General features: G+C 64.3%; 24 protein-coding genes and 1 other RNA gene. 22 read left to right on the top strand and 3 right to left on the bottom strand.

Annotated elements, in window-relative coordinates:
- Window positions 1-972, bottom strand: a 972-nt coding sequence (locus IH615_RS08380) for a hydrogen peroxide-inducible genes activator (RefSeq protein ID WP_291361330.1), incomplete at its 3' end; no start/stop codon positions are given.
- Between the two features lie 331 nt (window positions 973-1,303).
- Here IH615_RS08380 and katG point away from each other — a divergent pair.
- The 8 genes from katG to rnpB all read left to right on the top strand — a co-directional run bounded on the left by katG (window position 1,304) and on the right by rnpB (window position 9,463).
- Entirely contained in the window at window positions 1,304-3,517 is a 2,214-nt protein-coding gene (gene katG / locus IH615_RS08375) for a catalase/peroxidase HPI (protein ID WP_291361329.1), read from the top strand.
- A 171-nt stretch (window positions 3,518-3,688) separates the two neighbouring features.
- Complete coding sequence (locus IH615_RS08370) at window positions 3,689-4,819, top strand: DUF2336 domain-containing protein (RefSeq protein WP_291361328.1); 1,131 nt, start codon at window positions 3,689-3,691, stop codon at window positions 4,817-4,819.
- A gap of 138 nt (window positions 4,820-4,957) precedes the next feature.
- A complete protein-coding gene (locus IH615_RS08365) occupies window positions 4,958-5,908 on the top strand; it encodes a metalloregulator ArsR/SmtB family transcription factor (RefSeq protein WP_291361327.1) in 951 nt (316 codons plus the stop codon).
- Window positions 5,909-5,920: 12 nt separating this feature from the next.
- Entirely contained in the window at window positions 5,921-6,820 is a 900-nt protein-coding gene (gene metF / locus IH615_RS08360) for a methylenetetrahydrofolate reductase [NAD(P)H] (protein WP_291361325.1), read from the top strand.
- Entirely contained in the window at window positions 6,817-7,182 is a 366-nt protein-coding gene (locus IH615_RS08355; protein ID WP_291361323.1) for a GFA family protein, read from the top strand. Before metF ends, IH615_RS08355 begins: the two co-directional genes overlap by 4 nt.
- Before the next feature lie 194 nt (window positions 7,183-7,376).
- On the top strand, window positions 7,377-8,162 hold the full coding sequence (locus IH615_RS08350) for a hypothetical protein (protein WP_291361321.1): 786 nt from the start codon (window positions 7,377-7,379) through the stop codon (window positions 8,160-8,162).
- Window positions 8,163-8,285: 123 nt separating this feature from the next.
- Complete coding sequence (locus IH615_RS08345; protein ID WP_291361320.1) at window positions 8,286-9,038, top strand: DnaJ family molecular chaperone; 753 nt, start codon at window positions 8,286-8,288, stop codon at window positions 9,036-9,038.
- 33 nt (window positions 9,039-9,071) lie between these two features.
- Window positions 9,072-9,463: RNase P RNA component class A (gene rnpB / locus IH615_RS08340), an RNA gene on the top strand.
- A 10-nt stretch (window positions 9,464-9,473) separates the two neighbouring features.
- On the opposite strand, the gene IH615_RS08335 is transcribed toward rnpB, so the two are convergent.
- Window positions 9,474-9,902 (bottom strand): GNAT family N-acetyltransferase, encoded by a 429-nt coding sequence (locus IH615_RS08335; protein ID WP_291361318.1) that lies wholly within the window; start codon window positions 9,900-9,902, stop codon window positions 9,474-9,476.
- Window positions 9,903-10,132: 230 nt separating this feature from the next.
- On the opposite strand from IH615_RS08335, the gene IH615_RS08330 reads away from it, so the two are divergent.
- Complete coding sequence (locus IH615_RS08330; RefSeq protein ID WP_291361316.1) at window positions 10,133-10,558, top strand: hypothetical protein; 426 nt, start codon at window positions 10,133-10,135, stop codon at window positions 10,556-10,558.
- Window positions 10,559-10,562: 4 nt separating this feature from the next.
- Window positions 10,563-10,787, top strand: a complete 225-nt coding sequence (locus tag IH615_RS08325) for a helix-turn-helix transcriptional regulator (protein ID WP_291361314.1) — start codon at window positions 10,563-10,565, stop codon at window positions 10,785-10,787.
- Between the two features lie 35 nt (window positions 10,788-10,822).
- On the opposite strand, the gene IH615_RS08320 is transcribed toward IH615_RS08325, so the two are convergent.
- Entirely contained in the window at window positions 10,823-11,251 is a 429-nt protein-coding gene (locus tag IH615_RS08320; protein ID WP_291361312.1) for a hypothetical protein, read from the bottom strand.
- Window positions 11,252-11,436: 185 nt separating this feature from the next.
- On the opposite strand from IH615_RS08320, the gene rsmH reads away from it, so the two are divergent.
- From rsmH to IH615_RS08260, 12 genes are all read left to right on the top strand, one after another.
- A complete protein-coding gene (gene rsmH / locus IH615_RS08315; protein WP_291361310.1) occupies window positions 11,437-12,438 on the top strand; it encodes a 16S rRNA (cytosine(1402)-N(4))-methyltransferase RsmH in 1,002 nt (333 codons plus the stop codon).
- Window positions 12,435-12,818 carry a hypothetical protein gene (locus IH615_RS08310; RefSeq protein ID WP_291361308.1) on the top strand — a complete coding sequence of 128 codons (384 nt, stop codon included), beginning with the start codon at window positions 12,435-12,437 and terminating at the stop codon, window positions 12,816-12,818. The genes rsmH and IH615_RS08310 overlap by 4 nt, the downstream gene beginning before the upstream one ends.
- The gene (locus IH615_RS08305) at window positions 12,818-14,527 is read left to right on the top strand and encodes a penicillin-binding protein 2 (protein ID WP_291361306.1); all 1,710 of its coding nucleotides are present in this window, start codon (window positions 12,818-12,820) and stop codon (window positions 14,525-14,527) included. The genes IH615_RS08310 and IH615_RS08305 overlap by 1 nt, the downstream gene beginning before the upstream one ends.
- Window positions 14,528-14,551: 24 nt before the next feature.
- Window positions 14,552-15,994 (top strand): UDP-N-acetylmuramoyl-L-alanyl-D-glutamate--2,6-diaminopimelate ligase, encoded by a 1,443-nt coding sequence (locus IH615_RS08300; RefSeq protein WP_291361304.1) that lies wholly within the window; start codon window positions 14,552-14,554, stop codon window positions 15,992-15,994.
- Between the two features lie 183 nt (window positions 15,995-16,177).
- Window positions 16,178-17,569, top strand: a complete 1,392-nt coding sequence (gene murF, locus IH615_RS08295; RefSeq protein WP_291361302.1) for a UDP-N-acetylmuramoyl-tripeptide--D-alanyl-D-alanine ligase — start codon at window positions 16,178-16,180, stop codon at window positions 17,567-17,569.
- 27 nt (window positions 17,570-17,596) lie between these two features.
- A complete protein-coding gene (mraY, locus tag IH615_RS08290; RefSeq protein WP_291361300.1) occupies window positions 17,597-18,682 on the top strand; it encodes a phospho-N-acetylmuramoyl-pentapeptide-transferase in 1,086 nt (361 codons plus the stop codon).
- 200 nt (window positions 18,683-18,882) lie between these two features.
- On the top strand, window positions 18,883-19,668 hold the full coding sequence (locus IH615_RS08285; RefSeq protein WP_291361298.1) for a DUF4394 domain-containing protein: 786 nt from the start codon (window positions 18,883-18,885) through the stop codon (window positions 19,666-19,668).
- Window positions 19,669-19,822: 154 nt separating this feature from the next.
- Window positions 19,823-20,992: a putative peptidoglycan glycosyltransferase FtsW gene (locus IH615_RS08280; RefSeq protein WP_291361331.1), complete on the top strand. Its 1,170-nt coding sequence runs from the start codon at window positions 19,823-19,825 to the stop codon at window positions 20,990-20,992.
- Entirely contained in the window at window positions 20,989-22,101 is a 1,113-nt protein-coding gene (gene murG / locus IH615_RS08275; protein ID WP_291361297.1) for an undecaprenyldiphospho-muramoylpentapeptide beta-N-acetylglucosaminyltransferase, read from the top strand. The genes IH615_RS08280 and murG overlap by 4 nt, the downstream gene beginning before the upstream one ends.
- Window positions 22,098-23,516, top strand: coding sequence for a UDP-N-acetylmuramate--L-alanine ligase (murC, locus tag IH615_RS08270; RefSeq protein WP_291361295.1), 1,419 nt, complete (start codon window positions 22,098-22,100; stop codon window positions 23,514-23,516). The genes murG and murC overlap by 4 nt, the downstream gene beginning before the upstream one ends.
- A gap of 2 nt (window positions 23,517-23,518) precedes the next feature.
- Entirely contained in the window at window positions 23,519-24,439 is a 921-nt protein-coding gene (locus IH615_RS08265) for a D-alanine--D-alanine ligase (RefSeq protein ID WP_291361294.1), read from the top strand.
- Window positions 24,427-25,422, top strand: a complete 996-nt coding sequence (locus IH615_RS08260) for an FtsQ-type POTRA domain-containing protein (RefSeq protein ID WP_291361293.1) — start codon at window positions 24,427-24,429, stop codon at window positions 25,420-25,422. The genes IH615_RS08265 and IH615_RS08260 overlap by 13 nt, the downstream gene beginning before the upstream one ends.
- The last annotated feature ends 45 nt before the right edge of the window (window positions 25,423-25,467 follow it).

Here is a 25,467-nt window from a genome sequence, read left to right as displayed (position 1 = left end):
CACCGCCAGCCCGCCTTCACGGCCGGCTTCGTCGCGGTGATCGCGCTGTGGGCCACGCTCGCCGTCCACCTGCTGCGCATCGCCTGACAGCGCCCGCACGATGCCGGCGAGCGCGCGGCATTCGTCGTGGCGGCCGGCGCTTTTGCGCCACGCGAAGGCGAGGGTGCGTGCCGGCATCGGGTCGGCGAAGGGCACGACCTTGAGCTCGGGCGAGACCACGCCCGCCGCCACCGCCATCTCGGGAATGAGCGTCACGCCCTGGCCGTGCGCCACCATCTGCAGCAGCGTCGTCAGGCTGGCGGCGCCGTAATTGGCGAGCGCCGAGCGCCGCGCCGCGGTGCAAATCTCCAGCGCCTGGTTGCGCATGCAGTGGCCGTCCTCCAGCAGCATCAGCCGTTCGAGCGCCGGGCTTTCCGGCGGCACCGGCGGCGCGACGAAGCCCGGATCGTTCGCCGGAACGGCAAGGAAGAAGCGGTCGCGGAACAGCGGCTCGATGGCGAGCGCGGCATGCTCGAGCGGCAGCGCCGCGATCATGCCGTCGAGGCGGCCGGCCGCGGTCTCGTCGATGAGCGTCGCCGTCACCGCCTCGCGCAGCTCGAGCACGAGGCCGGGGAACTGCGTCCTGAGCGCCGGCAGCAGGCGCGGCAGCAGATAGGGCGCGACCGTCGGGATGACCCCGAGGCGGAACCGGCCCTCCATCGGCGCGCGCCCGCGGCGGGCCGTCGCCTCGATGTCGCGGATTTCGGCAAGCACGCGCTCGATGCGGGGCTTCAGCGCCTGCGCTTCCTCGGTCAGCTGCACGGCGCGGCCACCGCGCTCGAACAGGCGGCGCTCCAGCCGTTCCTCCATCTCGGCGATCTGCGCCGACAGCGCCGGCTGGCTGACGCCGGCGAGCTCGGCCGCGCGGCCGAAATGCAGCGTCTCGGCCAGCGCCTCGAAATATTCCATCTGCCGGATCGTCAGACGTATCATAAGAGATTCCTATCACAAAAAGTATCAAATGCAATTTGCTCTTATTGGCGCCATCGACTAATCTGGAACCGTTCTAGACTGATGCCGAGGGAATCGGCAGTCTGGCGGGAAGCGAAAACGTCCAGCAACGGCAAGGAGGGGCGCGCGCAGCGAGGACGGCCCGCTTGAACGGGCGCTTGTGCAGAGGCACCGGCGCATACGAACCATTTTTCGATGACGCAGAGCGCGGGCGCCGGTCGCCCGCCGCCTGGACATTGCCGGCGAGCTCCGCGCGCAGGACGCGCATCGGGGGTCTCGATGGCCTTCAAACCGCGAAAGACAGGAGACACAGATGGACGCTCTAGAGGTCAACGAGAACACCGAGACCAATCCCGGCAGCAGCGGCGGCAAGTGCCCGGTGGCGCACGGCGCGACGATCGCGGCGAACTCCGCGATGCGCTCCAACCGCGACTGGTGGCCGAACCAGCTCAATCTCAAGATCCTTCACCAGCACTCGGCCCTGTCGAACCCGATGGGCGAGGCGTTCGACTATGCCGAGGAGTTCAAGAAGCTCGATCTCGAGGCGCTGAAGAAGGACCTCACCGCGCTGATGACGGATTCGCAGGACTGGTGGCCGGCGGACTTCGGCCATTATGGCCCGCTCTTCATCCGCATGGCCTGGCACAGCGCCGGCACCTATCGCATCACCGATGGTCGCGGTGGCGCGGGGCAGGGCCAGCAGCGTTTCGCGCCGCTCAATTCCTGGCCCGATAATGCCAATCTCGACAAGGCCCGCCGCCTGATCTGGCCGATCAAGCAGAAATACGGCAATGCCATCTCCTGGGCCGACCTGATGATCCTGACCGGCAATGTGGCGCTGGAATCGATGGGTTTCCGGACGTTCGGCTTTGCCGGCGGGCGCGCCGATGTGTGGGAGCCCGAGGAACTGTTCTGGGGGCCGGAAGGTACCTGGCTGGGCGACGAGCGCTATTCGGGCGAGCGCCAGCTCTCCGATCCGCTCGGCGCCGTGCAGATGGGCCTGATCTATGTCAATCCCGAAGGCCCGAACGGCAATCCCGACCCGGTCGCGGCGGCACGCGACATTCGCGAGACCTTCAGCCGCATGGCGATGAACGACGAGGAAACCGTGGCGCTGATCGCCGGCGGCCACACCTTTGGCAAGACCCATGGCGCCGGTGATCCATCGCTGATCGCGGCGGAGCCCGAGGGGGCGGACCTCGAAGACCAGGGGCTGGGCTGGAAGAGCAAGTTCGGCTCCGGCCTGGGCAAGGACTCCATCACCTCTGGGCTGGAAGTGACCTGGACGCAGACGCCTACCCGCTGGAGCTATTACTTCTTCTCGAACCTGTTTGGCTACGAATGGGAACTGACCACCAGCCCGGCCGGGGCCAAGCAGTGGGTCGCCAAGACCGACGACTTCAACGTTCCCGACGCCTTCGATCCCGCCAAGCGGCATCGGCCGACCATGCTGACGACCGACCTGTCGCTGCGCTTCGACCCGGAATACGAGAAGATCTCGCGCCGGTTCCTGGAGAATCCCGACCAGTTCGCCGACGCCTTTGCCCGCGCCTGGTTCAAGCTCACGCATCGCGACATGGGTCCCAAGGTCCGTTATCTCGGCCCGGAAGTGCCGGCCGAGGATCTGATCTGGCAGGACGTCATTCCCGCCGTGGACCATGAGCTGGTCAATGACGCCGATATCGCCACGCTCAAGGACATGATCGCACGGTCGGGCCTGACGGTGCCCGAACTGGTGGGCACCGCCTGGGCGTCGGCCTCTACCTTCCGCGGTTCGGACAAGCGGGGCGGTGCCAATGGCGCACGCATCCGCCTCGCGCCGCAGAAGGATTGGGAGGTCAATCAGCCAGAGCAACTCGCCAGGGTGCTGGCAGCTCTCGAATCCATCCAGGGCCAGTTCCAGGCCGGCGGCAAGCGGGTATCGCTGGCCGATCTGATCGTCCTCGCTGGTGGCGTTGGCATCGAGATGGCAGCCAGGGCGGCGGGGCAGGATATTGTCGTGCCCTTCACGCCCGGCCGCATGGATGCTTCGGCGGAACAGACTGACGTGATGTCGTTTGCCGCGCTTGAGCCGCGGACCGATGGTTTCCGCAACTATCTCAGCCATCGCCGCTTCATGGAGCCGGAAGAAGCGCTGGTCGATCGTGCGCAGCTGCTGCGTCTCACCGGGCCGGAAATGACGGTGCTGGTGGGCGGGCTGCGCGTGCTCAAGGTGGGCGTCAACGACCATGGCGTGTTCACCGACCGTCCGGGCACGCTCAGCAACGACTTCTTCCTCAAGTTGCTCAGCATGGCCACCCAGTGGCAGCCAAAGGCGGGCGAAGAGGGGGTTTATGAAGGCCGTGACCGCAAGACGGGCGCGCTGAAATGGACGGCGACCCGGGTCGATCTGATCTTTGGCTCGCATTCGCAATTGCGGGCGCTGGCCGAGGTCTATGGCCAGTCCGACTCTGCGCCAAAGTTCACCCGCGACTTCGTGGCCGCCTGGGTCAAGGTGATGAACGCGGATCGCTTCGACCTGCGCTGAGCCGCGGATATCCAGACGAACGAGGCCCCGGAGTGCCGCTCCGGGGCCTTTTGCTTGTGGCATTCCGTTAAAATTTGAATCAATTGTCCTGTCCGGCCTTCAGGGGCCGCAAGAAGGTGGCTGCGCATCGTCGGAGTCCAGATTTGCGGCAGAAGCCGGGAGAACAGGCGAATGAACGAGCTTGATGATGGCCAGCGGGCATTTTCCAGTTTCCGCGTGCTGAACGGGGAAGACAATCACTCGGAGCGCGAACAGCTGTTCCGCAACATGGCGCAACTGTTCAGCTATGTCTCGGACCGCTGTGACGACGAACAGGTTGCCCAGTATGACGAAGTGCTGTGCCAACTGGCCGAACTGGTCGAGGTCGAGGCGCGGGCCCATGTCGCCAAGCTCCTCGCGCCGCTCGACCGCGCGCCGGGCACGGTGGTGGTCAAGCTTGCCAATGACGATATCGAGGTGGCCAAGCCGCTGCTCGAATTCTCCAATGTGCTGAGTGACGACGACCTGATCGACATCATCAGCCGCCTGAGCGAAGAGCATCGCGTGGCCATTGCCGGCCGCGCCAGCGTGCCCGAACGGGTCGGCGAGGCGATTGTCGAACACGGCGACACGCCATCGGTGGTCCGGCTGGTGCGCAATTCCAATGCCGAGTTCGACAAGGCAACGCTGGAAAAGCTGGTCGAGCGCGCGACACGTGACACCGAGATCGCCGCCGATCTGCGCAACCGGCCGGAAATCGACTGGAAATCGCTCCGTGGCGAAATCGATTCGGTGGCATCAAAGGTGCTGGAGACCCTCGGCGAGGTCGACAAGCGTTTCGACCCGGTAGCGGCCGGCAAGGTCAATGCCGTGGTCTATAACCGCATGCGCAATCGCGCCGGCTTCTCGGCCACCGAGTGGAAGGTGGCCTACAACCAGGTCAAGGCGCTGAGCGACCGCAAGCAGCTCGATGACCGGGCGCTGACGCGCTTCGCCCGTTTCGGCTATGGCCATCATGCCGCGGCGGCGCTCACCGTCATGCTGCACGTGGCGCCTGAAGTGTTCGTCAAGTGGCTGGCCAGCCAGGATTATGTGGCGATCACCGTGGCACTCAAGGCGGCAGGCCTGTCGCCCGACCTGTTCGAGGCCACCGTGGCCACGCTGCCCTGGCGCGACCTGCCCTCCGAGGCCGACAAGAAGATGGTGGTGAGCCGCTTCGAGGCCATCGACAAGGATGAAGCCATCGGCATTTTCGAACTGTGGCGGGCCCACTCTTTTCGCAAGCGGGCTGTCAGCGAAGAACGTGCGGCTCTGAGCGCGTAGGCGCCCGCTTTTCAGCCATCGCGCTAGACCCTCGGGCCCAGTCCGAGGGTTTTCTTTTGCGGCCTCAGTCGTCCCATATCCCCCTAGACCGCTTTCGCCTCTTGATATAAAGATATCTTTATATCTCGTGAGGGGCTGATGGCGGAGCTGGATGAACTGGTGGGGGTGCTCAAGGCAGCGGGCGAAGGCACGCGGCTGCGATTGCTGGCTCTGCTGGCAGATGGCGACCACTCGGTCAAGGATCTGACGGAAATCCTCAAGCAGAGCCAGCCCCGAGTCTCCCGTCACCTCAAGCTGCTGGCCGATGCCGGCCTGATCGAGCGCAATGCCGAAGGCGCGTGGGCCTATTATGGCCTGGCGCAGGAGGGCGACGGCGCCGCACTGGCGCAATGGCTGATCGAACGCGTGGATGACAGCGACCAGGAACGGCGTCGCGACATCGAGCGGCAGGAGGCGGTGCGGGCCAGCCAGCAGGCACGGGCGAAGGAGTATTTCGCCAAGGTGGCCCGCAGCTGGGACCTGCTCAAGACGCTGCATGTGCCCGAAGAGGCGGTGGAGGCCGCGGTAGTCGCGGCCCTCAATGGCCGGCATGTGGACACGCTGATCGATCTGGGTACCGGCACCGGGCGCATGCTCGAAGTGCTCTCGGAGTCCTACAAGCGCGGCATCGGCATCGATTCGAGCCGGGAGATGCTGGCGGTAGCGCGGTCGCGACTGGCCACGTCGGGCATTACCCATGCCCAGGTGCGGCTGGGTGATATCGGCGATGTCGACCTCGCGGCGGGGCCGGCAGATGTCATCGTCATCCATCAGGTGCTGCACTATTTCGACGATCCCGGCCGCATGCTGGCGCAGGCGAGACGCCTGCTCAAGCCCGGTGGCGAGATGATCATCGTCGATTTCGCCCCGCACGATCTCGAATTCCTGCGCAGCGAGCACGCCCATCGGCGGCTCGGCCTGTCGCAGAGCCAGATGAGCGGCTGGGCCGCGGCTGCCGGCCTCAGGGTCGAGGCGGTGCGCGAGTTTCCCAGCCAGTCCCCCGAACGCGGCCTGACGGTTTGCCTGTGGCGCCTCAGCGACAAGACCTGAACGGATAGACCCATGCTTGACGACAACCTCCGCGCCAGCCGCCAGACTGCGCAGCACCGGCCGGACCTGCAGATCTCCTTCGAATTCTTCCCGCCCAAGACCGACGTCATGGAGGAGAAGTTCTGGGACACGGTGCATAAGCTGGCGCCGCTGAAGCCGCGTTTCGTCTCGGTGACCTATGGCGCTGGTGGTTCGACCCGCGAGCGCACGCTGCGCATGGTCAGCCGCATCAAATCCGAGACGGGCGTGGATGCCGCCGCGCACCTGACTTGCGTCGGCGCCACGCGGGACGAGGTGGATGCGGTGGTTCGGGGCTACCAGGACGCCGGGATCAACCGCATCGTGGCCTTGCGCGGCGATCCGCCGGAAGGCGTGGGCCAGCCGTTTACGCCCCATCCCGAGGGCTACCAGAATGCGGCCGACCTGGTGGGCGGCCTGCGGCGGATCGGCGACTTCGACATTTCGGTGGCCGCCTATCCCGAAAAGCACCCGCAAAGCCCCGACTGGCAGACCGAGATCGACAATCTCAAGCGCAAGATCGACGCCGGCGCCGATCGGGCCATCACCCAGATGTTCTTCTCCAACGGCGATTATCTGCGCTACGTCGAACGTGCGCGCGCCGCCGGCATTACCGCGCCGATCGTGCCGGGCATCCAGCCGATCCACAGCTTCAAGCAGATATCGAACTTCGCCGCGCGCTGCGGAACCTCCATTCCGGCCTGGCTGGCCGAGCGGTTCGAGGGTCTCGATGAGGAGCCCGAGACCCATGCCCTGGTGGCGTCGGCTGTTGCCGCCGAACAGGTGACCGAATTGCTGGATGAGGGCGTGACCGAGTTCCACATCTATACCCACAACCGCTCGCCGCTGGCGCTGGCTTTGGCGCGCATCCTGGGACGACGGCCCGAGCAATGAGTGCCGTCGAGGCGTCTTGTCACTGCGGCGCGGTCCGGCTGGTTCTCGCGGCTGCGCCCGCAGTGGTGACCGAGTGCAACTGTTCGATCTGCCGCCGCTATGGGGTGATCTGGGCCTATTATGCACCTGAGCAGGTGCGCTTCGTTCCCGCCCGGCCGGACACCGACACCTATATGTGGGACGATCGTTCGCTGGCGTTCCATCGCTGCCGCACCTGCGGTTGCGTCACCCATTGGTGGCCCGAGCCGCAGCGCGAGCAGAATCGGATGGGCATCAATGCCCGGCTGCTCGAGCCATCCGTGCTGGCGCGAGCGCGCGTGCGGCATCTGGATGGCGCGGTTTCCGAGGCCTATCTCGACTGATCTTAACCTTGCATTCACCATGATCTGGTGCCATCAGCACGCGGCCCGCGCTGTGGTGGGACCTGAAAAGCGTCGTTCAGGTTCGGTTCAGCTAGCAGGCGGCATTGCTGGCAAGGTGCGCCGTTTTCACAAAATGGCCACGAAAATCCGGCTCTTTCGCCCAAGCGGGTGGAGCAAATCGGGACGCAGGAACCATGAACATCGACCGTCGCATCACCAATGGCCTGGCCTGGGCTGGGGTCCTTCTCGTTGTTGGCGTACCGACGGCAGACCTGCTGTCGGCACAGTTTATGGGCAATCCCCCGGCGCCAGCGCAGATCGCCGTGATGGCGCCGGTTGCGCCCATTCCGGCGCCGCTCAGCCAGCGCCCGGCCGCCCCGGTGGCGAAGCCGGCAGCACAGGTTGCTGCCGTTACCCCAGCCAAGCCAGTGGCTACGCCCGCCAAGCCAACCATTACGCCAGCGGCGCAGACGGCTGATGCCGTCGATGCCTTTCTGCAGTCGGGCCGGCAGATGCCCAGCTACATAACGGACGCCGATGCGCCGGCTGCGCCCAGCCAGGTCGCGGCCACTCCGCCGACGCGCCCGCTGATCACCACGACGCCACCGGCGCAGCCGGCTGCGGTCGACCCGATCGAAGTCGCTTCGATTCCGCAAAAGGTGGCCCCGACGCCGATGCCGCTGTCGATGCGGCCCGAGCCCGTGGCAGTGGCGCTGGTGCGTGATCCGGTGGTCATTCCGCCGGGTCTGACGCCTGCCGAGCCTGACGTGATCGTGCGGCCGCCCGTCGACGTCACCGCTGCCGATCTTCAGGATTGGGAATCCGGCCCCCTGGCCGAATTCCTGGCCCGGCGACAGGCGGCCAACGCCTATGTCGAACCTGAGGCCGACGGCTTTTTCCTCGACCAGGGCCCCAAGCGGCCACGGCGCGACCGCGTCATCGCGCGGGAGATCGATCCCTTCTTCTTCTTCGGCGATTGAGGGAAGGCGGCCATGCGCCTGGGGCGGTAGACCACACGCCCTGCAGCCGTTATTGTCCGCGATCCTGATCGGGCAGGATGCTGTTCGATTCCCCCTCAAAAGGCGCAGCCGGTAACCATTTGCATGCGCGAGCCCGAAGAGAAGATCGACATGTGGCAGAGACTGGGCGACTTCGTCGGCTCGTTCAGCCAGCGCACGGGCCTGGCGGGATCGCTGGTCAATGCGCTCGACCCCGATAACTGGCTGCCGGGCGGGCGCGATGCTGCCTTCACGCTGGCGCTGATCGCCCTGGCCGCCAAGATGGCCGTGGCCGATGGCGCGGTGACGGCCTCCGAGGAGCGGGCGTTTCGCGCCACGGTGGAAATCGCCGCCGGGCATGAAGCGCAGGTGGCGCGCGTGTTCAACTTGGCCAAGCAGGATGTGGCCGGCTACGACGCCTATGCCCGCAAGGTCACGCGCTTCTTTGCCGACAGCCCCGATACGCTCGAGCATGTCCTCGACAGCCTGTTCTACATCGCCACGGCCGATGGCCTGGTGCATGAGGCCGAGCTCGATTATCTCAAGTCGGTCAGCGATATCTTCGGCTTTGACGACGCGCGGTTCGAGCAGATGGCCAGCCAGCATGTGCAGCTGGAAGCGGGGATCGATCCCTATGCGGTGCTGGGCCTGGCGCAGAATGCGCCGGCCGACGAGATCCGCCGGGTCTATCGGCTGCTGGTTGCCGAACACCATCCGGACCGGCTGATCGCCAAGGGTGTGCCCGAAGATCTGATCGACGTGGCGACGGCAAGGATGAAATCGATCAACCTCGCCTACCAGGCGCTGACCAAGCCCAGGCAGACGCCGTTGCTGACGGCGGATCCGGCCAGCGCTTGACGCGGGGCGATGTAACTCTCTACATCACGCCAGCCAGTTGACCGGGTGGCCGCTGGCAGTGGGGCAACCTGCTGCTGGAGGAAAGTCCGGGCTCCATCGAAACACGGTGCCGGGTAACGCCCGGCGAGGGCGACCTCAGGGAAAGTGCCACAGAAAGCAAACCGCTTTGCCTTGGCAGAGTAAGGGTGAAAGGGTGCGGTAAGAGCGCACCGCGGACCTGGCAACAGGGACGGCACGGTAAACCCCACCGGGAGCAAGACCAAATAGGGATGACGCGGGGCTTCGGCCCCAGCCGGTTTTGAGGCCAGATCATCCGGGTTGGTTGCATGAGCGTCCTGGCAACAGGCGCCACAGATGAATGGTCACCACGTCCGTGTCGCAAGGCGCGGGCCCTACAGAACCCGGCTTATAGGTCAACTGGCTGTTTTGACCTTCCTATAACGGTTTGACGAAGCCCGCCTCATATGGCTCGAAGCCGAACCGAAGGTAGGCCTCTATTGCCTTTCGGTTGCGGGCCTTGGCCCAGATATGCAGCCATTTAAGGCCTTTGGCGCGCATGCGGTCGGCAAATTCCGCCATCAGAGCCTGGCCGATGCCTTGTGAGCGGTAGTTTCGATTGACGAAGAGATCAGTGACCAGGGCGTAGGTGTTGAAAGCCGGATCGACCAAGGTATCGTCGTCAATGGTCTTGCGTCCGCTGAGAAATCCCACCACACGCCCGTCCATTTCGCAAACCAGCAGTTCGCCTTGCTCATCGGGATCACGATTGAGCAAGTTTTCCAGGTAGCCGGGAGGCAACTGGTCGGGCGTCAGCATGGGGTAGCCCACCAGATCGAGCTCCGCCTGCTGGATGCCATCATTCATCACCTTAATCACGGCGTGGTCGGATGGCCTGGCGTCGCGAACGGTACAAGTCCGAGATGTGTCATGTTGGCCCATGGCAAAGAGTAGCTGCACCAATGCCTTTGGCAAAGAGGGTGCCCCAGCATTCCAGCGAGACTGGTATACACGACATGATGTAAAAATTAATTGACATAATGTCGTCTTTCTCATACCGTTCTCCAAACAACAACGCTTGGCCGGAGTGCCCTACGATGACTTTCAAGGAAATGAACGCAGCCGTGATGCTGCTTGGAGCCGTGGTGATTTCCGCCTGGGTGCTGACGGGCGCCATCGGGGATCCGACGCTGACGCTCTCGGCCGTGGCCACCCGGCTGTGCTGGGCGATCCTCGCCTCCATCGTCTTCAATATCGCGGCAATCATCGTCTTCACCATCCTGATCAGCATCGCGCAGGGCCGGGAGTTCAGGGATGAGGTGGCCGATGAGCGGGATCGGCTGGTGGGGGCCAAGGCGATGCGCAATGCCTATGTGGTGGCGTCGCTGGCTGGGCTCGCGGCATTGATCGTCTGGGCGCTGGGCTATGAGGTAACGACGGGCGTCTATGTGCTGTTCGGCGGGCTGATGCTGGCGGGGGCCGTCGATGCGGGCTCGCAGCTGGTCTATTACCGGATCGGCTAGACCGATGGGGAAGGGACAGCCAGGCATAACCAACACCATCAGGGTGCTGCGTTTCCATGCCGGGGAGATGACGCAGGCGGCGCTGGCCGAGAAGGTCGGGGTGACGCGGCAGACCATCGTCGCCATCGAGCAGGGTCGCTATTCGCCCTCGCTGGAAGTGGCCTTTCGCATCGCAGCGGCGTTCGGGGTGCCGATCACCGAGGTATTCAGCTGGCAGGCGGCGGACTAGAGCGCCTGCCAAGGTCCGGGTGACTCCGGACGGGCTCAGAATTCGACCCGGCTTTCGTCGGTTTTCACGACCATCGAGGTGCAGGCAATGACCCTCACCAAGGATGGGTTTTCGGCCACATATGGCGTTTTGCCGCCCCTTGCGATCACCGAGCCATTGACGTCGCCACCTGCCGGGAAGATCGGCGAGACGTCGTTGTACAGCGAGTGATAGAGGACTTCCTGACCCTCACTCCAGTAAGTGGCGGCCGCGATGAAGTCGTACAGGTCGACATCGAGATTGTTGGTGAGGACGTAGTCGATCCGCACTGCATCGTCGCCATGCTCAGGCGCGGGCGTGGTAGTCCATGACTTGACGGTGATCGGCTCGGGGCTGCCTTCGCTGCATGCCGGCTCCTGCGCTTGCGCGGGCGTTAGTGTCGCGAGAGCGACGGCAATGACCACACATGCACCGATACGAACCATGACAGCACCGATCTTTGCAGGACTGGCCAGAGGCTGCGCCGATCAGGGCACGGCGTCAAGCCAACCGGTGGCAGCGGAAATCCCCACCAAAACGCTCATGGGAAACAGAATCTTAAGCGTCCTTGGTCAAAGTGGCGGGAAGTTTACGTACCGGCTTTCCGGCCGGGAGTGGAGTAGTGGCCTTTATGGGCAAGCGTTCCATGCCCGAAACCAGCCCAAATGCTGGCCCGCACGTCCCCGTCCTGCTGGACGAGGTCATAGCAGCCCTGTCTCCGCTCGCTGGCAAGCGCGTGGTCGATGGCACTTTCGGGGCCGGCGGCTATTCGCGGGCGCTGCTTGAGGCGGGGGCCGTGGTCATCGGCATCGACCGTGACCCCAGCGTCAAGCCATTTGCCGATGCGCTCATGGCCGAATTCGAAGGGCGCTTCATCTTCGTGCCCGGCACATTTTCCGAACTTGATACGCTCGCCGCCGAGCATGGCCCCATCGATGGCGTTGTGCTCGATATCGGCGTCAGCTCGATGCAGCTCGACCAGGCAGAGCGCGGCTTTTCCTTCATGCGCGACGGGCCGCTCGACATGCGGATGAGCGGGGAGGGCGAAAGCGCCGCCGACCTGGTCAATACGCTCGACGTCGAGCCGCTGGCCAACCTGCTCTATGCCTTTGGCGAGGAACGCAAGTCGCGTCGCATTGCCCAATTCATCGTCGCCGCTCGCGAGGTGGCGCCGATTGCCACGACGCTGGAACTGGCGCGGATCATCGAGAAAGCCATCGGACGCAAGCCGGGTGATCCGCATCCGGCAACGCGCTCGTTCCAGGCGCTGCGGATCGCCGTCAATGGCGAATTCGACCAGCTGGTCGAGGCGCTGTTCGCCGCCGAGCGGCTGCTGGCGGAAGGCGGGCGGCTGGTCGTGGTCACGTTCCATTCGCTGGAGGACCGCATCGTCAAGCGGTTCTTCGATCCCGACAAGGGCGGTCCGGCCCAATCGCGGCATCTGCCGCAGGTGGAGACGGAAGCAAGGCGCTGGGTGGACGTCGCCAAGGCGGTCAAGCCCGGCGAGGCCGAGCTGAGCCGCAATCCGCGGGCCCGTTCGTCCATTCTCCGCGCGGCGACCCGCTCCGACGCGGCGGCGCGGCCGGTGCGGTTTGACGGCCTTGGCGTCCCCCAGGTGCGGGGCGCGGCATGATCCGCAACCTCAACATCCTGCTGATCTTTACCAGCGTGCTGATGCTGTCGGGCGTCTATGCGCTCAAGTTTTCCATCGAGAATACCGCGAGCGAACGCACGGCACTGATCGCCGAGATCGACAGCCAGGAAGGCCAGCTGTCGCTGCTCAAGGCCGACGAGGCGGTGCTGAGCCAGCCGGGCCATATCGAGCCCATCGTGCGCCGGCATGAGCTGGCGCTGGCTATTGCGCCGGTGAAGCAGGAGCAGTTCGGGGCCTTTGCCGACCTGCCGATGCGGCCGGCCAAGCCCAATTCCTCGGCCATGGACTCCCTGTTTGAATCGCTCGAAGCCGGCATCGACCCCATCGATGCCATCCTTGAACTGGAGGGCATCGAATAATGGCCATCGCAACCGAGGATTTTGGTCCCACCATTGCCCTGGACGGCGGGCGCAAGGCGCGCGGCAACCTCACCCAGGCGCGCATCCGCTGGATGGTGCTGGCGCTGGTGCTGGGCTTTGGCCTGGTGGGTGGACGGCTGGTGCAGCTGGGCATGGTGGTGCCCGATTCCACCATCGAGGGCCAGGCGCGCGACGTGATCACGGCAACGCGGCCGCCGATCCTGGATCGCAACGGGCTCGAAATGGCGGTCGATATCCGCGTGCCGTCGCTGTTTGCCGAACCGCGCCGCATCATCGACGTAGAGGAGGCCGTGCGCGAACTGCGCACCGTGTTGCCCGAGCTCGATGAAGCCTGGCTGCGCACGCGGCTGACCGGCGACAAGGGCTTTGTCTGGGTGCAGCGCGAGCTTTCCCCCGCGATCCAGGAAAAGGTGATGCGGCTGGGTATTCCCGGCATCGACTTCATCACCGAGTCCAAGCGCTTCTACCCGGGCATGAACGAGGCCAGCCATATCCTGGGCTCGACCAACATCGACAACCAGGGCATTGCCGGCATCGAGCGTCATATGGATGGCGAAGACGTGGCGCTGCTGCAGGAGCTTGGCCTGGCCCGCGGCAATGCGCTGGCGCCGGTGGAGCTGTCGGTCGACATGCGGGTGCAGCATGTAATGCATGAGCAATTGCTTGATGCCCTGACGCGCTACCAGGCGGTGGCGGCGGCCGGCGTAATGATGGACGTCCATACCGGGGAGATCATCGCCCTGGCCTCGGTGCCGGATTTCGATCCCAACGATCCGGCTTCGGCGCTGGTCAAAGACAGCTTCAACCGCGTCACTGCCGGCATTTTCGAGCCCGGCTCGATCTTCAAGACGGTGACCATGGCCGGCGCGCTGGATAGCGGCGCCGTCTCGATCACCGATCAGTTCGATGCGCGCTTCGGTATTCGCTTCGGCCGCTTCACCATCGATGACTTCCACGGCAAGCACCGCATCCTGAGCCTGCCCGAGGTCTACAAATACTCGTCCAATATCGGCACGATCCGCGTCATGCAGGCCATGGGCAAGGATGCCTATCGCGCCTTCCTCACTACCATGGGGTTTGATGCGCGCGTCCCGTTCGAACTGCCCGAGATGCGCCTGCCGACGGTTCCCAAGGAGCTTTCCGAGGTCGGGGCGGCCACGGCCTCGTTCGGGCACGGTCTTTCGGTTTCGCCGCTGCACATGGTCACGGCCTATGCGGCGTTCGTGAATGGCGGCAACTATATTGCTCCCACGCTGTACCGGCGCGACGTGGCTGAGGCCGAGGCCATGTATCGCCGTGTGCTGCAGCCCTCGACCAGCGAGGCTATTCGTTATCTCATGCGCCTCAATGGGCTTGAAGGTTCGGGCTCGCAGATGAACAAGGCGGCGCTCGGCTATCGCGTCGGCGGCAAGACCGGCACCGCCGAGAAGGTGGTGGATGGACGCTATTCGTCGAGCAAGGTCACCAACTTCTTCGCTTCGGCCTTCCCACTGGACAATCCGCGCTATGCCATGGTCATCATGGTCGACGAGCCCCAGGCGGAGAATCCGCAATCGGGCACGACGGCTGGCTGGAACGCCGGCACAGTTACCGGCCGCATCGTGCAGCGCGTTGCGCCGATGCTTGGTATTGCCCCGGATTTTTCCGAGGCGCTCGACCTTAATCTCGTTCCTCCCGTCCTCAGATAGATTGATCCAGAAGGATTCATCGCGGTGTCACTCAGCGTAACACAACTGCTCGAAGGCTCTGGTGCTCGCCCCAAAAAGGGCCTGGGCGCCGTCTTCGGCCTCAATTCAGACAGCCGCCGGATCGAGCCGGGGGATATCTTCTTTGCCCTGCCGGGGCAGAATGTGCACGGCAACCAGTTCGTGCCCGACGCGGTAAAGCGCGGCGCGCTGGCCGTCATCAGCGACACGGCGCCGGTGGGCGACCCAGGCGTGCCTGTCATCATCGTCAAGGATGTGCGCGCCGCCTATGCCCGTGCGGCGTCGCGCATTTTCGAGCCGCAGCCGGAAATCACCGTCGCGGTGACCGGCACCAATGGCAAGACCTCGGTTGCGTCGTTCGTGCGCCAGATTTGGCACTATGCCGGCATTCCCGGCGCCAGCGTCGGCACGCTGGGCGTCGATACGGCTACACGCCATATCGATGGCAGCCTGACGACGCCGGATTCACGGACGCTGCATCAGTCGATGCGGGCGCTCAAGGCGCAGGGCATCGACCATGTGGCGCTGGAAGCGTCAAGCCATGGCCTCGACCAGCGGCGGCTCGATGGCCTTCATTTCGAGGCCGTTGCCTTCACCAATCTCAGCCGCGACCACCTCGACTATCACGAGGACATGGACGCCTATCGCAATGCCAAGCTACGCCTGTTTACCGACCTCCTGGTCGATGGCGGCGCGGCGGTGGTCAATGTCGATGACCCCGAATACGAGCCGTTCATGTTTGCCGCGCTTGGCGCCAGCGCGACGCTGCTGACGGTGGGACGCGAAGGGGCATATATCGAGGTGCTCGATATCAAGCCCGAGGGCTATGGCCAGCGTGTCGTGGTGCGCCATGTGGGCGAGAAGCTGAGCTTCCACCTGCCGCTTACCGGTGAATTCCAGGTCTCCAATGCCATTGTGGCGGCGGCTCTTGCCATGTCGAGCGGCGTCGACAAGGCGCAGGCCTTCCCGGCGTTGTCAGAGCTGGTCGGTGCCAAGGGGCGGCTCGAACTGGTGGCCGAACACAATGGCGCGGCCATCTTTGTCGATTATTCCCACAAGCCCGTAGCGCTGGAATCGGCGCTTGCCTCGCTTCGGCCATATGCCAAGGGAAAGCTCCGGGTCGTATTCGGGGCAGGGGGCGATCGCGACAAGGGCAAGCGGCCGATGATGGGCGAGGTCGCCCAGCGCATGGCCGACGATGTCATCGTCACGGACGACAATCCACGCACCGAAGACCCCAAGACTATCCGCGCGGAAATCCTTGCGGCGGCCAAGGGAGCCAAGGAGATCGGCGACCGCAAGGCGGCGATAACAGCGGCGGTCAAGTCGCTCGAGCCCGGTGATGTTCTGCTCGTTGCCGGTAAGGGCCACGAGGACTACCAGATCATCGGGACGACGAAGCACCATTTCTCCGACCATGAGGTCGTGGCGGAGGCGATCAAGGGGTAGAGCTTGAGCTTGCCGGAGTCACGGAGACACACCTCTCCCTCTGGGGGAGAGGTCGGCGCGCAGCGCCGGGTGAGGGGGGCCTTCCCCGCACACCGCGCCCGGCAAAAACCCCCTCACCCGACCGAAGACGGTCAACCTTTCCCCCAGAGGGAGAGGTGAAGACGCTAGCGGCGACATCCGACCATGACCCAGCCCCTCTACACCATCGCCGACATCCTTGCCGCGACCGGCGGGTCGTCTGACCTTGCCCCCGACATATCGATCAACTCCATTTCCATCGACTCCCGCGAACTGGGTCCCGATGCTTTGTTTGTCGCCATCAAGGGCGACCGTTTCGATGGGCATGACTTCGTCGACAAGGCGTTGGAAAACGGTGCCGTGGCGGCGCTGGTCAACCGGGGCGAAGGCGAGCGCCGTATTGTCGTGGCCGATGCACTCGAAGGCCTGCGCGATCTTGCCCGCGCGGCGCGCGCCCGCAGCCGGGCCATGGTGGTGGGCGTTACCGGCAGCGTTGGCAAGACGACGACCAAGGAAGCCATCCGCGTGGTGTTCGAGGCGGCAGGGGACACCCATGCCTCGATCAAGAGCTTCAATAACCACTGGGGCGTGCCGCTGATGCTGGCGCGGTTTCCCCGGGCGGCGCAGTTCGGCGTGTTCGAGATGGGCATGAGCGGTCCCGACGAAATCCGCCCGCTAGCCCGGCTGGTGCGCCCCCATATCGCCGTCATCACCACGATTGCGCCGGCGCATCTGGAGGCGTTCGGCTCGCTCGACGGCATAGCCAGGGCCAAGGCGGAGATCTTCGCCGGGCTCGAAGCCGGTGGAACGGCCGTGCTCAATGCGGATCATCCGCAGCTCGGCGCGCTGCTGGACGAAGCCAATGCAGCCGGGGTCACCAATATCGTCACCTATGGCGAAGCGCGCGGCGCGGACTGGCAGATCGTCGACATCCAAACCGCTGCCGACCGCTGCTTTGCCACCATCGAGCATGACGGGGAGCGTCATGCGCTGGTGCTCAACGTGCCCGGTCGCCACATGATCGCCAATGCGACTGCGGCGCTGGCGGTGGCTCATCTGGCCGGCATAGAGCCAGCCGTGGCGCTACGGGCGCTGGCCGGTTTTGGCGCGCAGCCCGGACGCGGCCAGCGGACTTTGCTGGGGCCCTCCGAAAAGCCGCTGCTGCTGATCGACGAAAGCTACAATGCCAATACGGCATCAATGACCGCAGCGCTCGATGTGTTCGCCGCGCAGGCCGCGCCCGCAGGGCGGAAGGTGGTCATCCTGGGCGACATGCTCGAACTGGGACCGCAATCGGGAAGCCTGCATGCGAGCCTCGTCCCAGCCGTCACGGCTTCGGGGGCCGAGCGCGTCTATCTGGTCGGCAGGGAAATGGCGGCGCTCGCCGGGGCCCTTGGTCCGACCCGTGTTGCCGGCCACACACAGACCGCCGCAGAGATGGCGGACATCGTGCTTGATGACCTTGCCTATGGCGACGCAGTTATGATCAAAGGGTCCAACGGCGTGGGGCTCGCTGAGATCGTCGACAAGATCCGCAAACGGTTCGAAGACAGCTGATCCCACCCAACGAGGATTCTTCGCTTCATGTTGTATTTTCTCGGCCAACTCGGCGAAGCGTTCGCGGCCTTCAACGTCTTCCGCTACATCACCTTCCGCACGGCGGGGGCGGTCGTTACGGCGCTGTTCTTCGTGTTCCTGTTCGGGCCGGGAATGATCGCGATGCTGCGGCTCAAGCAGGGCCGTGGCCAGCCGATCCGCGAAGATGGCCCGGCGGGTCACCTGCTGACCAAGAAGGGCACGCCGACCATGGGCGGGCTGATGATCCTGTCGGGGGCGGTGATTTCCACACTGCTCTGGGCCAATCTCGCCAATGGCTATGTCTGGGTCGTGCTGTTCGTGACCATCGGTTTTGGCGCCATCGGCTTTTATGACGACTATCTCAAGGTCAAGCGCATGAGCCATGCCGGCTTCGGCTCGAGGCAACGCCTGCTGCTGGAGGCGCTGATCGGCTGCATTGCGGCCTTTGCCACCTCCCAACTGGCCCAGGGCGCCTATGGCACGTCGCTGCTGTTCCCCTTCGTCAAGGACCTGGCGCTGAACCTGGGCTATTTCTACATCCTGTTCGGCGGCTTCGTCGTCGTGGCAGCGGGCAACTCGGTCAATCTCACCGATGGCCTCGATGGCCTCGCCATTGTGCCGGTGATGGTGGCTGCGGCCTGCTTCGCGCTCATTGCGTATCTCGTGGGCAGCGTAACCTTCTCCGATTACCTGTTGCTCAACTACGTTCCCGGCACGGCTGAACTCTCCGTGGTTTGCGGCGCGCTGATCGGGGCGGGTCTCGGCTTCCTGTGGTTCAACGCCCCGCCGGCCCAGATTTTCATGGGGGATACCGGTTCGCTCGCGCTGGGCGGCGCCCTGGGCACCATCGCCGTCATCACCAAGCACGAGATCGTGCTGGCGATCATCGGCGGGCTGTTCGTGCTCGAAACGGTTTCGGTGATCGTCCAGGTCACCTCTTTCAAGCTGACCGGCAAGCGCGTCTTCCGCATGGCGCCCATCCACCACCATTTCGAGCATCTCGGCTGGACCGAGAGCCAGGTGGTGATCCGCTTCTGGATCATCTCCTTCGTGCTGGCGCTGATCGGGCTGAGCTCGCTGAAGCTGCGGTAGCCTCGCTGGTAGTCCAACTGAAAACCCCGGCTCGGTCCGGGGTTTTTTCGTTTGTCGATAACGGTTTCGTGTGCCGGCCATTGCAGTTTAGGTGAAACTTCCGCGGCTGCGAGGACCGTTGCTGGACAGGACGATAGCCTTCGTCCCAGCCATTCCCAGACGCCCCGCCGCCGTGCGGGACGCGCACGAGGAGACTACCGATGACCGTTACCGCCCGCGTTAGACTTTATGCCACCGCCCTGCTTGGCTCCGCCAGCTTCGCCACCGCTGCCTTCGCCGCTCCTGCGGTGGGCCTTGTCGGCGACACCACCCTGGTCACGTTCGACACCGAAAGCCTCGCCATCAGCGGCACGATTGAAGTCACCGGAGTGGAGGGTCTGGCCGGGATCGACGTGCGTCCTTCCGACAAGATGCTCTATGGCGTCTCGCTGGCCGGCGAAGTCGTTACCATCGACACTGCCTCCGGCACGGCGACGGTCAAGAGCACCCTGTCGGAAATGCTGCCAAGCTTCGAGGGCGCCACCGTCGACTTCAACCCGATGGCCGACCGCCTGCGCCTGATGGGCACCGACGGCACCAATCATCGCGTCAATGTCGATGATGGCATGGTCACGGTCGATGGTTCGCTGGCCTATATTTCCGGCGACATGCATGAGGGCGAAGCCCCTGCCATCGTGGATGCGGCCTATATCAATTCGATCGGAAAGCCCGAAGCGACGGCGATGTATGACATCGATGCGACGATCGCCGCCCTGATCCAGCAGACCCCGCCCAATGACGGTACACTCAAGGCCATCGGCAAGTTGGGCGTGGAGGGCTCAAGCTATGCCTTCGACATTTCCGCGACCGAAGATCTGACCAACACCGCGTGGCTGGTGATCGATAACACCCTGCACACCGTCGATATTGCTACCGGCACCGCTACGGCCATTGGCGCCATTGAGGGCGTCGAGGGGCCGATCAGCGATATCGCTATCCTGCAGTAACCCTCCAGACATGCAGGCTCCAGGGCGCGCGGCTGTCGGTCCGCGCGCCTTTTTACGCCAGACTCGCAAAATGCATTTCCGATTGGGAAATCGGTAACCAACCGGCTGCTACAATTCGTTTCGAGTTGTATCCAGTAGCCCGGCTTTCCCCATGATGTTCTCCCGTGCCGAAAAGACGCCTCTGGCGGAATGGTGGTGGTCGATCGACCGGGAACTGCTGGGGGCGCTGATCCTGCTGATGACCTGCGGCATGGTGCTGAGCTTCGCCGCCAGCCCGCCGGTGGCCGAGCGCCTTGGCCTCAGCCCCTGGCACTTCATCATCCGCCATGCCCTGTTCTGCATTCCGGCGCTGGTCGTGATGGTGGCGACGTCGTTCATGACCCATCGGCAGGCGCGTGTCTCGGCGCTGGTCACCCTGGTGGTCAGCGTCTTGCTGCTGTGGGCGACCCTGCGCTTTGGCACCGAGGTCAAGGGCGCGCGGCGCTGGATTTCCTTTGCCGGCCAATCGTTGCAGCCGTCCGAATTCGTCAAGCCGGCCTTTGCGGTGCTGGGCGCCTGGCTGTTCTCGGAGTCGATGATCCACAAGAACGTGCCCGGCAAGATCCTGGCGACACTGATCATGCTGTCCATCGTGATGGGCCTGTTGCTGCAGCCCGATATCGGACAGACGGCGCTGGTGCTGGCGACCTGGGCAGTGCTGCTTTTCCTTTCGGGTATTTCCTGGTTCATCATTTTTGGCCTCGCCGGGGCCGCGGGCGGGCTGCTGTTTGGCGCCTATATGTTCTTCCCGCACTTCTCGCGCCGCATCGATACCTTCCTCAACCCGGAGGGAGGGGGCAATACCTACCAGATCGACCGGGCGCTGCAGTCGCTGCTCGAGGGGGGGTGGTTCGGGCGTGGTCCGGGAGAGTCCATCGCCAAGAAGCTCATCCCCGATGCGCATGCCGACTACGTGTTCTCGGCTGCAGCGGGGGAATTCGGCATTCTGTTCTGCCTTGTGCTGGTTACGCTGATCGCCTTCCTCGTCATTCGCGCCATGATGGGGGCACAAAGGCAGACGAGTCTGTTCGCTCGTCTTGCCGCATCGACGCTGGCGATCCAGTTCGCCATGCAATCGGGGATCAACCTGGCCGTGAATCTCAACCTCATTCCGCCCAAGGGGATGACGCTGCCTTTCGTTTCCTATGGCGGCACTTCGATGATTGCCATCGCCTTTGGCATGGGACTGATGCTGGCGTTTACCCGCACCAAGCCCGAGGAGCGCATGGCCACCGGCATTCCCAGCTACAAGAGCGCCGTGGCGCCGCTGGCGCCTGCTGAATGAAGAAGTTCATGCTCATGGCAGGTGGCACGGGAGGACACCTCTTCCCGGCCATGGCACTGGCGCAGGAGCTGGCGCGCCGTGGCCACACGGTGGAGCTGATGACGGACCATCGCGTGGAGAGCTATGGCGCCGATTTTCCGGCCTCAGCCGTCCACATCGTTCCATCGGCGACGCCGTCGCTCAGCAACCCATTCAAGTTCGTCGTCGGCGGCTTCAAGATCCTCGGCGGCATCGCCGTCGCAATCGGGAAGCTGCGCCAGTCCAAGCCCGATTGTGTCATCGGTTTTGGTGGCTATCCGACGTTTCCGCCATTCCTCGCCGCCAATTTCCTGGGCATTCCCGGCATCCTGCACGAGCAGAATTCGGTGATGGGACGCGCTAATCGTGCCTTGGGCCGGTTCGCGGACGTGCTCGCCATGAGCTTTGCCCAGACCCGCTTTGCCGATGGGCTGAACCTCGAAAAGGTGGTGACGGGCAATCCGGTGCGCGACCGGGTGCGCACGGTGTCGAGCACCCCTTATCCGGCGCTGAGCGCAGACAGCCCCATTCGCATCGTGATTTTCGGCGGCAGCCAGGGGGCCAAGGCACTGTCCGATATCGTGCCGGCCGCCGTGGCGCTGATCCCGGAAACGCTGCGCCATCGGCTGCACATCGTGCAGCAATGCCGTGCCGAAGACCTCGATCGGGTCGCCGAAATCTATCGCCGGGCCAAGGTCAATGTGGAACTGGCGGCGTTCTACACCGATCTGCCCGAGCGTATTGCCCGCAGCCACCTGGTCATTGGACGGGCCGGGGCCTCGACCATTGCCGAACTGACGGTGCTGGGTCGCCCGGCGATCCTGGTGCCCTTGCCCGGTGCGATCGATGCCGACCAGAAGAACAATGCGCTGGTGGTGGATGCCGCGGGCGGCGGCTGGATCGCCGAGCAGGCCACGCTGACGCCGCAATCGCTTGCCACTCGCCTCACAAGCCTGTTAACCGACCCCGCAACCCTCACCAAAGCCGCTGACGCTGCCCGTTCGCTCGGGCAGCCGCGGGCCGTCGAGAAGCTGGCCGATGTGGCCGAAATGCTCTCGGGCAAGAATGTCGAAGTGGATCATCTCTCATGAAAATGCCGCGCAATATCGGACCGGTCCACTTTATCGGGATCGGCGGCATCGGCATGAGCGGCATTGCCGAAATCCTGCACAATCAGGGCTATACCGTGCAGGGCTCGGACGCCTCGCTCAACCCCAATGTGCAGCGCCTGCGCGACATGGGCATCAAGGTCGAGATCGGCCAGAGCGGCGATAATCTCGGCAAGGCCGAGGTCGTGGTCGTGTCGTCGGCGATCAAGAAGGATAATCCCGAACTGGTCGCCGCCCGCGCCAAGGCGCTGCCCATCGTGCGCCGCGCCGAAATGCTGGCCGAGATCATGCGGTTCAAGACCGCCATCGCCATTGGCGGCACCCATGGCAAGACCACGACGACTACGCTGGTGGCCACCCTGCTCGATGCCGGCAATCTTGATCCCACGGTCATCAATGGCGGCATCATCAATGCCTATGGCACCAATGCGCGCCTGGGTGGGGGCGAATGGATGGTGGTGGAGGCCGACGAAAGCGACGGCACGTTCGTCAAGCTGCCGGCCGACGTCGCCATCGTCACCAATATCGACCCGGAACACCTGGACCACTATGGCGACTTCGAGGGGGTCAAGAAGGCCTTCCACCAGTTCGTCGAGAACGTGCCCTTCTATGGCTTTGCCGTGATGTGCCTCGATCATCCTGAAGTGCAAGCCCTGGTGGGCGAGATCAAGGACCGCCGCGTCATCACCTATGGCCGCAATCCGCAGGCCGATGTGCGGCTGGTCGATCTCGAAACCATCGATGGCATCAGCCATTTTGCCGTCGAGATCCGCGACCGTATCCGCATGACGCAGTTGCGCATCGACGGGCTCGAACTGCCCATGCCGGGCGTGCATAATGCCCTCAACGCCACTGCCGCCATTGCCGTGGCCGACCAGTTGCATGTGCCGGCCGAGGCGATCCGCAAGGGGCTCAAGGGTTTTACCGGCGTAAAGCGCCGCTTCACCAAGACCGGCGTCGTCGGCGGCATTACCGTCATCGATGACTATGGCCACCATCCGGTGGAGATCGCCGCCGTGCTCAGGGCGGCGCGCCAATCCACCAGGCGCGATGTCATCGCCGTGGTGCAGCCGCACCGCTATTCGCGCCTGCACGACCTGTTCGACGATTTCTCCGCCTGCTTCAACGATGCCGACACGGTGATCGTCGCGCCGGTCTATGCAGCCGGCGAGCAGCCGATCCCCGGCGTTACGCATGAGGAACTGGTGGCGCGCATTCGCGCCCGTGGGCATCGCGATGCCCGTGTGCTCGACAAGCCGGAAGACCTGGCCGAGCTGATCGCCAGCCGCGCCGAGGATGGCGACTATGTCGTGTGCCTGGGTGCCGGCAACATCACCCAATGGGCCGCGGCGCTGCCGGCCGAGCTTGGCGCGCTGATCGGCAAGGATCCGGAGTGACCATGACCAAGCACGTCGCCGTTCTCATGGGTGGGCTATCCAACGAACGCCCGGTGTCGCTGAGTTCGGGCCGTGGCTGCGCCGAGGCGCTGCGGCGCGCCGGCTATCGGGTCACCGAGATCGATGTCGGCTACGACATTGCCGAACGCCTGCGCGAGGTCGCGCCCGATGTGGCGTTCAACGCGCTGCATGGTCGTTTTGGCGAAGATGGGACGATCCAGGGTGTGCTGGAATTCCTGCGCATCCCCTATACACATTCGGGCGTGCTGGCCTCGGCCCTGGCGATGGACAAGCATCAGGCAAAGATCATGCTCAAGGCGGCGGGCGTGCCGGTCACCGACCATGTGATCGCCTCCAGGGCCGAAGTGGGTCGCGCGCATGTCATGCCGGCGCCCTATGTGGTCAAGCCCGTCGCCGACGGTTCCAGTTTCGGCATCCTGATCGTCAAGGCCGACCAGTCGCATCCGCCCCAGGAAATCCTGGGCGAAGACTGGAAGGGCGGCGAGGAGCTGATGGTCGAGCGCTACATTCCCGGGCGCGAACTGACCTGCGCGGTAATGGGCGACGTGGCGCTTGGCGTGACCGAGATCGTCACCGACCTGGCCTTCTACAATTACGAGGCGAAATATTCGGCGGGCGGATCACAACATGTTATCCCGGCTCAGATTTCACCGAAAATTTACGACAAAGTGCAGAAGATGAGCCTGAAGGCCCATGCTGCGCTCGGCTGCCGGGGCATCACCCGAACCGACTTCCGCTACAACGACGCGGCGGGAGAGGATGGTGAGCTTGTCTGTCTGGAAATCAACACCCAGCCGGGCATGACACCCACCTCGCTGGCGCCTGAGCAAGCGATGCATGCCGGGCACTCATTCGAAGAACTGGTCGCCTGGATGGTGGAGGACGCGAGTTGCAACAGGTAAAGAGCGAGACCTTTCTCGCTGGCGCAAGGGTCGTTGATCCCCGCGCCCTGCCTGTTCCTGTCCGCTCGCCCAGCCGCAAGCTCGCCAATAATTTCGGCCGCACCTGGGTGTTGCACCGCAAGGCCATATTGCGCGGTATCGCCACTGCAGCCCTGCTTGCGACCACGGCCGCCATCTATGAATTGCGCGAACCTATCGGCATGGGCGCCGCGGCGCTGGGTGAGGTGGCCCAGGGGCGCTTCGCGGCAGCCGGTCTTGCTATCGGCGAAATTTCCATCTCCGGCCAGACGCTGACCAGCGAGCAGGCGGTATTCGACGCGCTCGGCATCGAGCCGCATACTTCCACCGTCAGCTTCGACGTCGAGGCAGCGCGCCAGCGCATTGCCGAACTACCCGCGGTTGAAAGCGTCACCGTGCGCAAGACCTATCCCGGTGATGTCGTGGTGACCATTACCGAGAAGGTGCCCGTGGCCCGCTGGCGGGTCGATGGCATTACCTTCGTGGTCGATGGATCGGGCGAGCAGATCGGCGAGGATCGCGGTGCCTATGGCGACTTGCCGCTGGTTGTCGGCGATGGTGCCAATGACGACGCCATGGTGATGATCCGCGCGCTCGATCAGTATCCCGATCTCAAGGATGGGCTGGTCGCGCTGTCGCGTATTGCCGACCGCCGCTGGGACCTCATCTACGATACGGGCCTGCGCGTGCAGCTTCCCGAACTGGGCGTGGCGCGGGCGCTGCGCAATCTCGAGAGCTACCAGGCCGATTACCAGCTGCTCGATCGCGACGTAACCGTCATCGACCTGCGTGTCGCTACGCTGGTCGCCGTTCGCCCCACCAAGAGCGAAGAGGACCTGGCGAAGGAGGAAGAGGAGCGCAAGGCAGCCATCGCCGAGCGCGCCCGCTCCACCCAGCCCTATCCGCTGCCGCCGCGCAATCTTCCCTCCACCAGTTTCCCCCAACCGACGACCACCCCCCTATGATGACCGACGCCATGACCTCCCGGCTTCGCCCCGTCCAGCCCGGCA

It is taken from the genome of Devosia sp. (genome assembly GCF_014860165.1).
Lineage (GTDB): Bacteria > Pseudomonadota > Alphaproteobacteria > Rhizobiales > Devosiaceae > Devosia.
The sequence above is the reverse complement of the archived record's forward strand: the minus strand, read 5'-3'. Positions and strand labels throughout refer to the sequence as shown.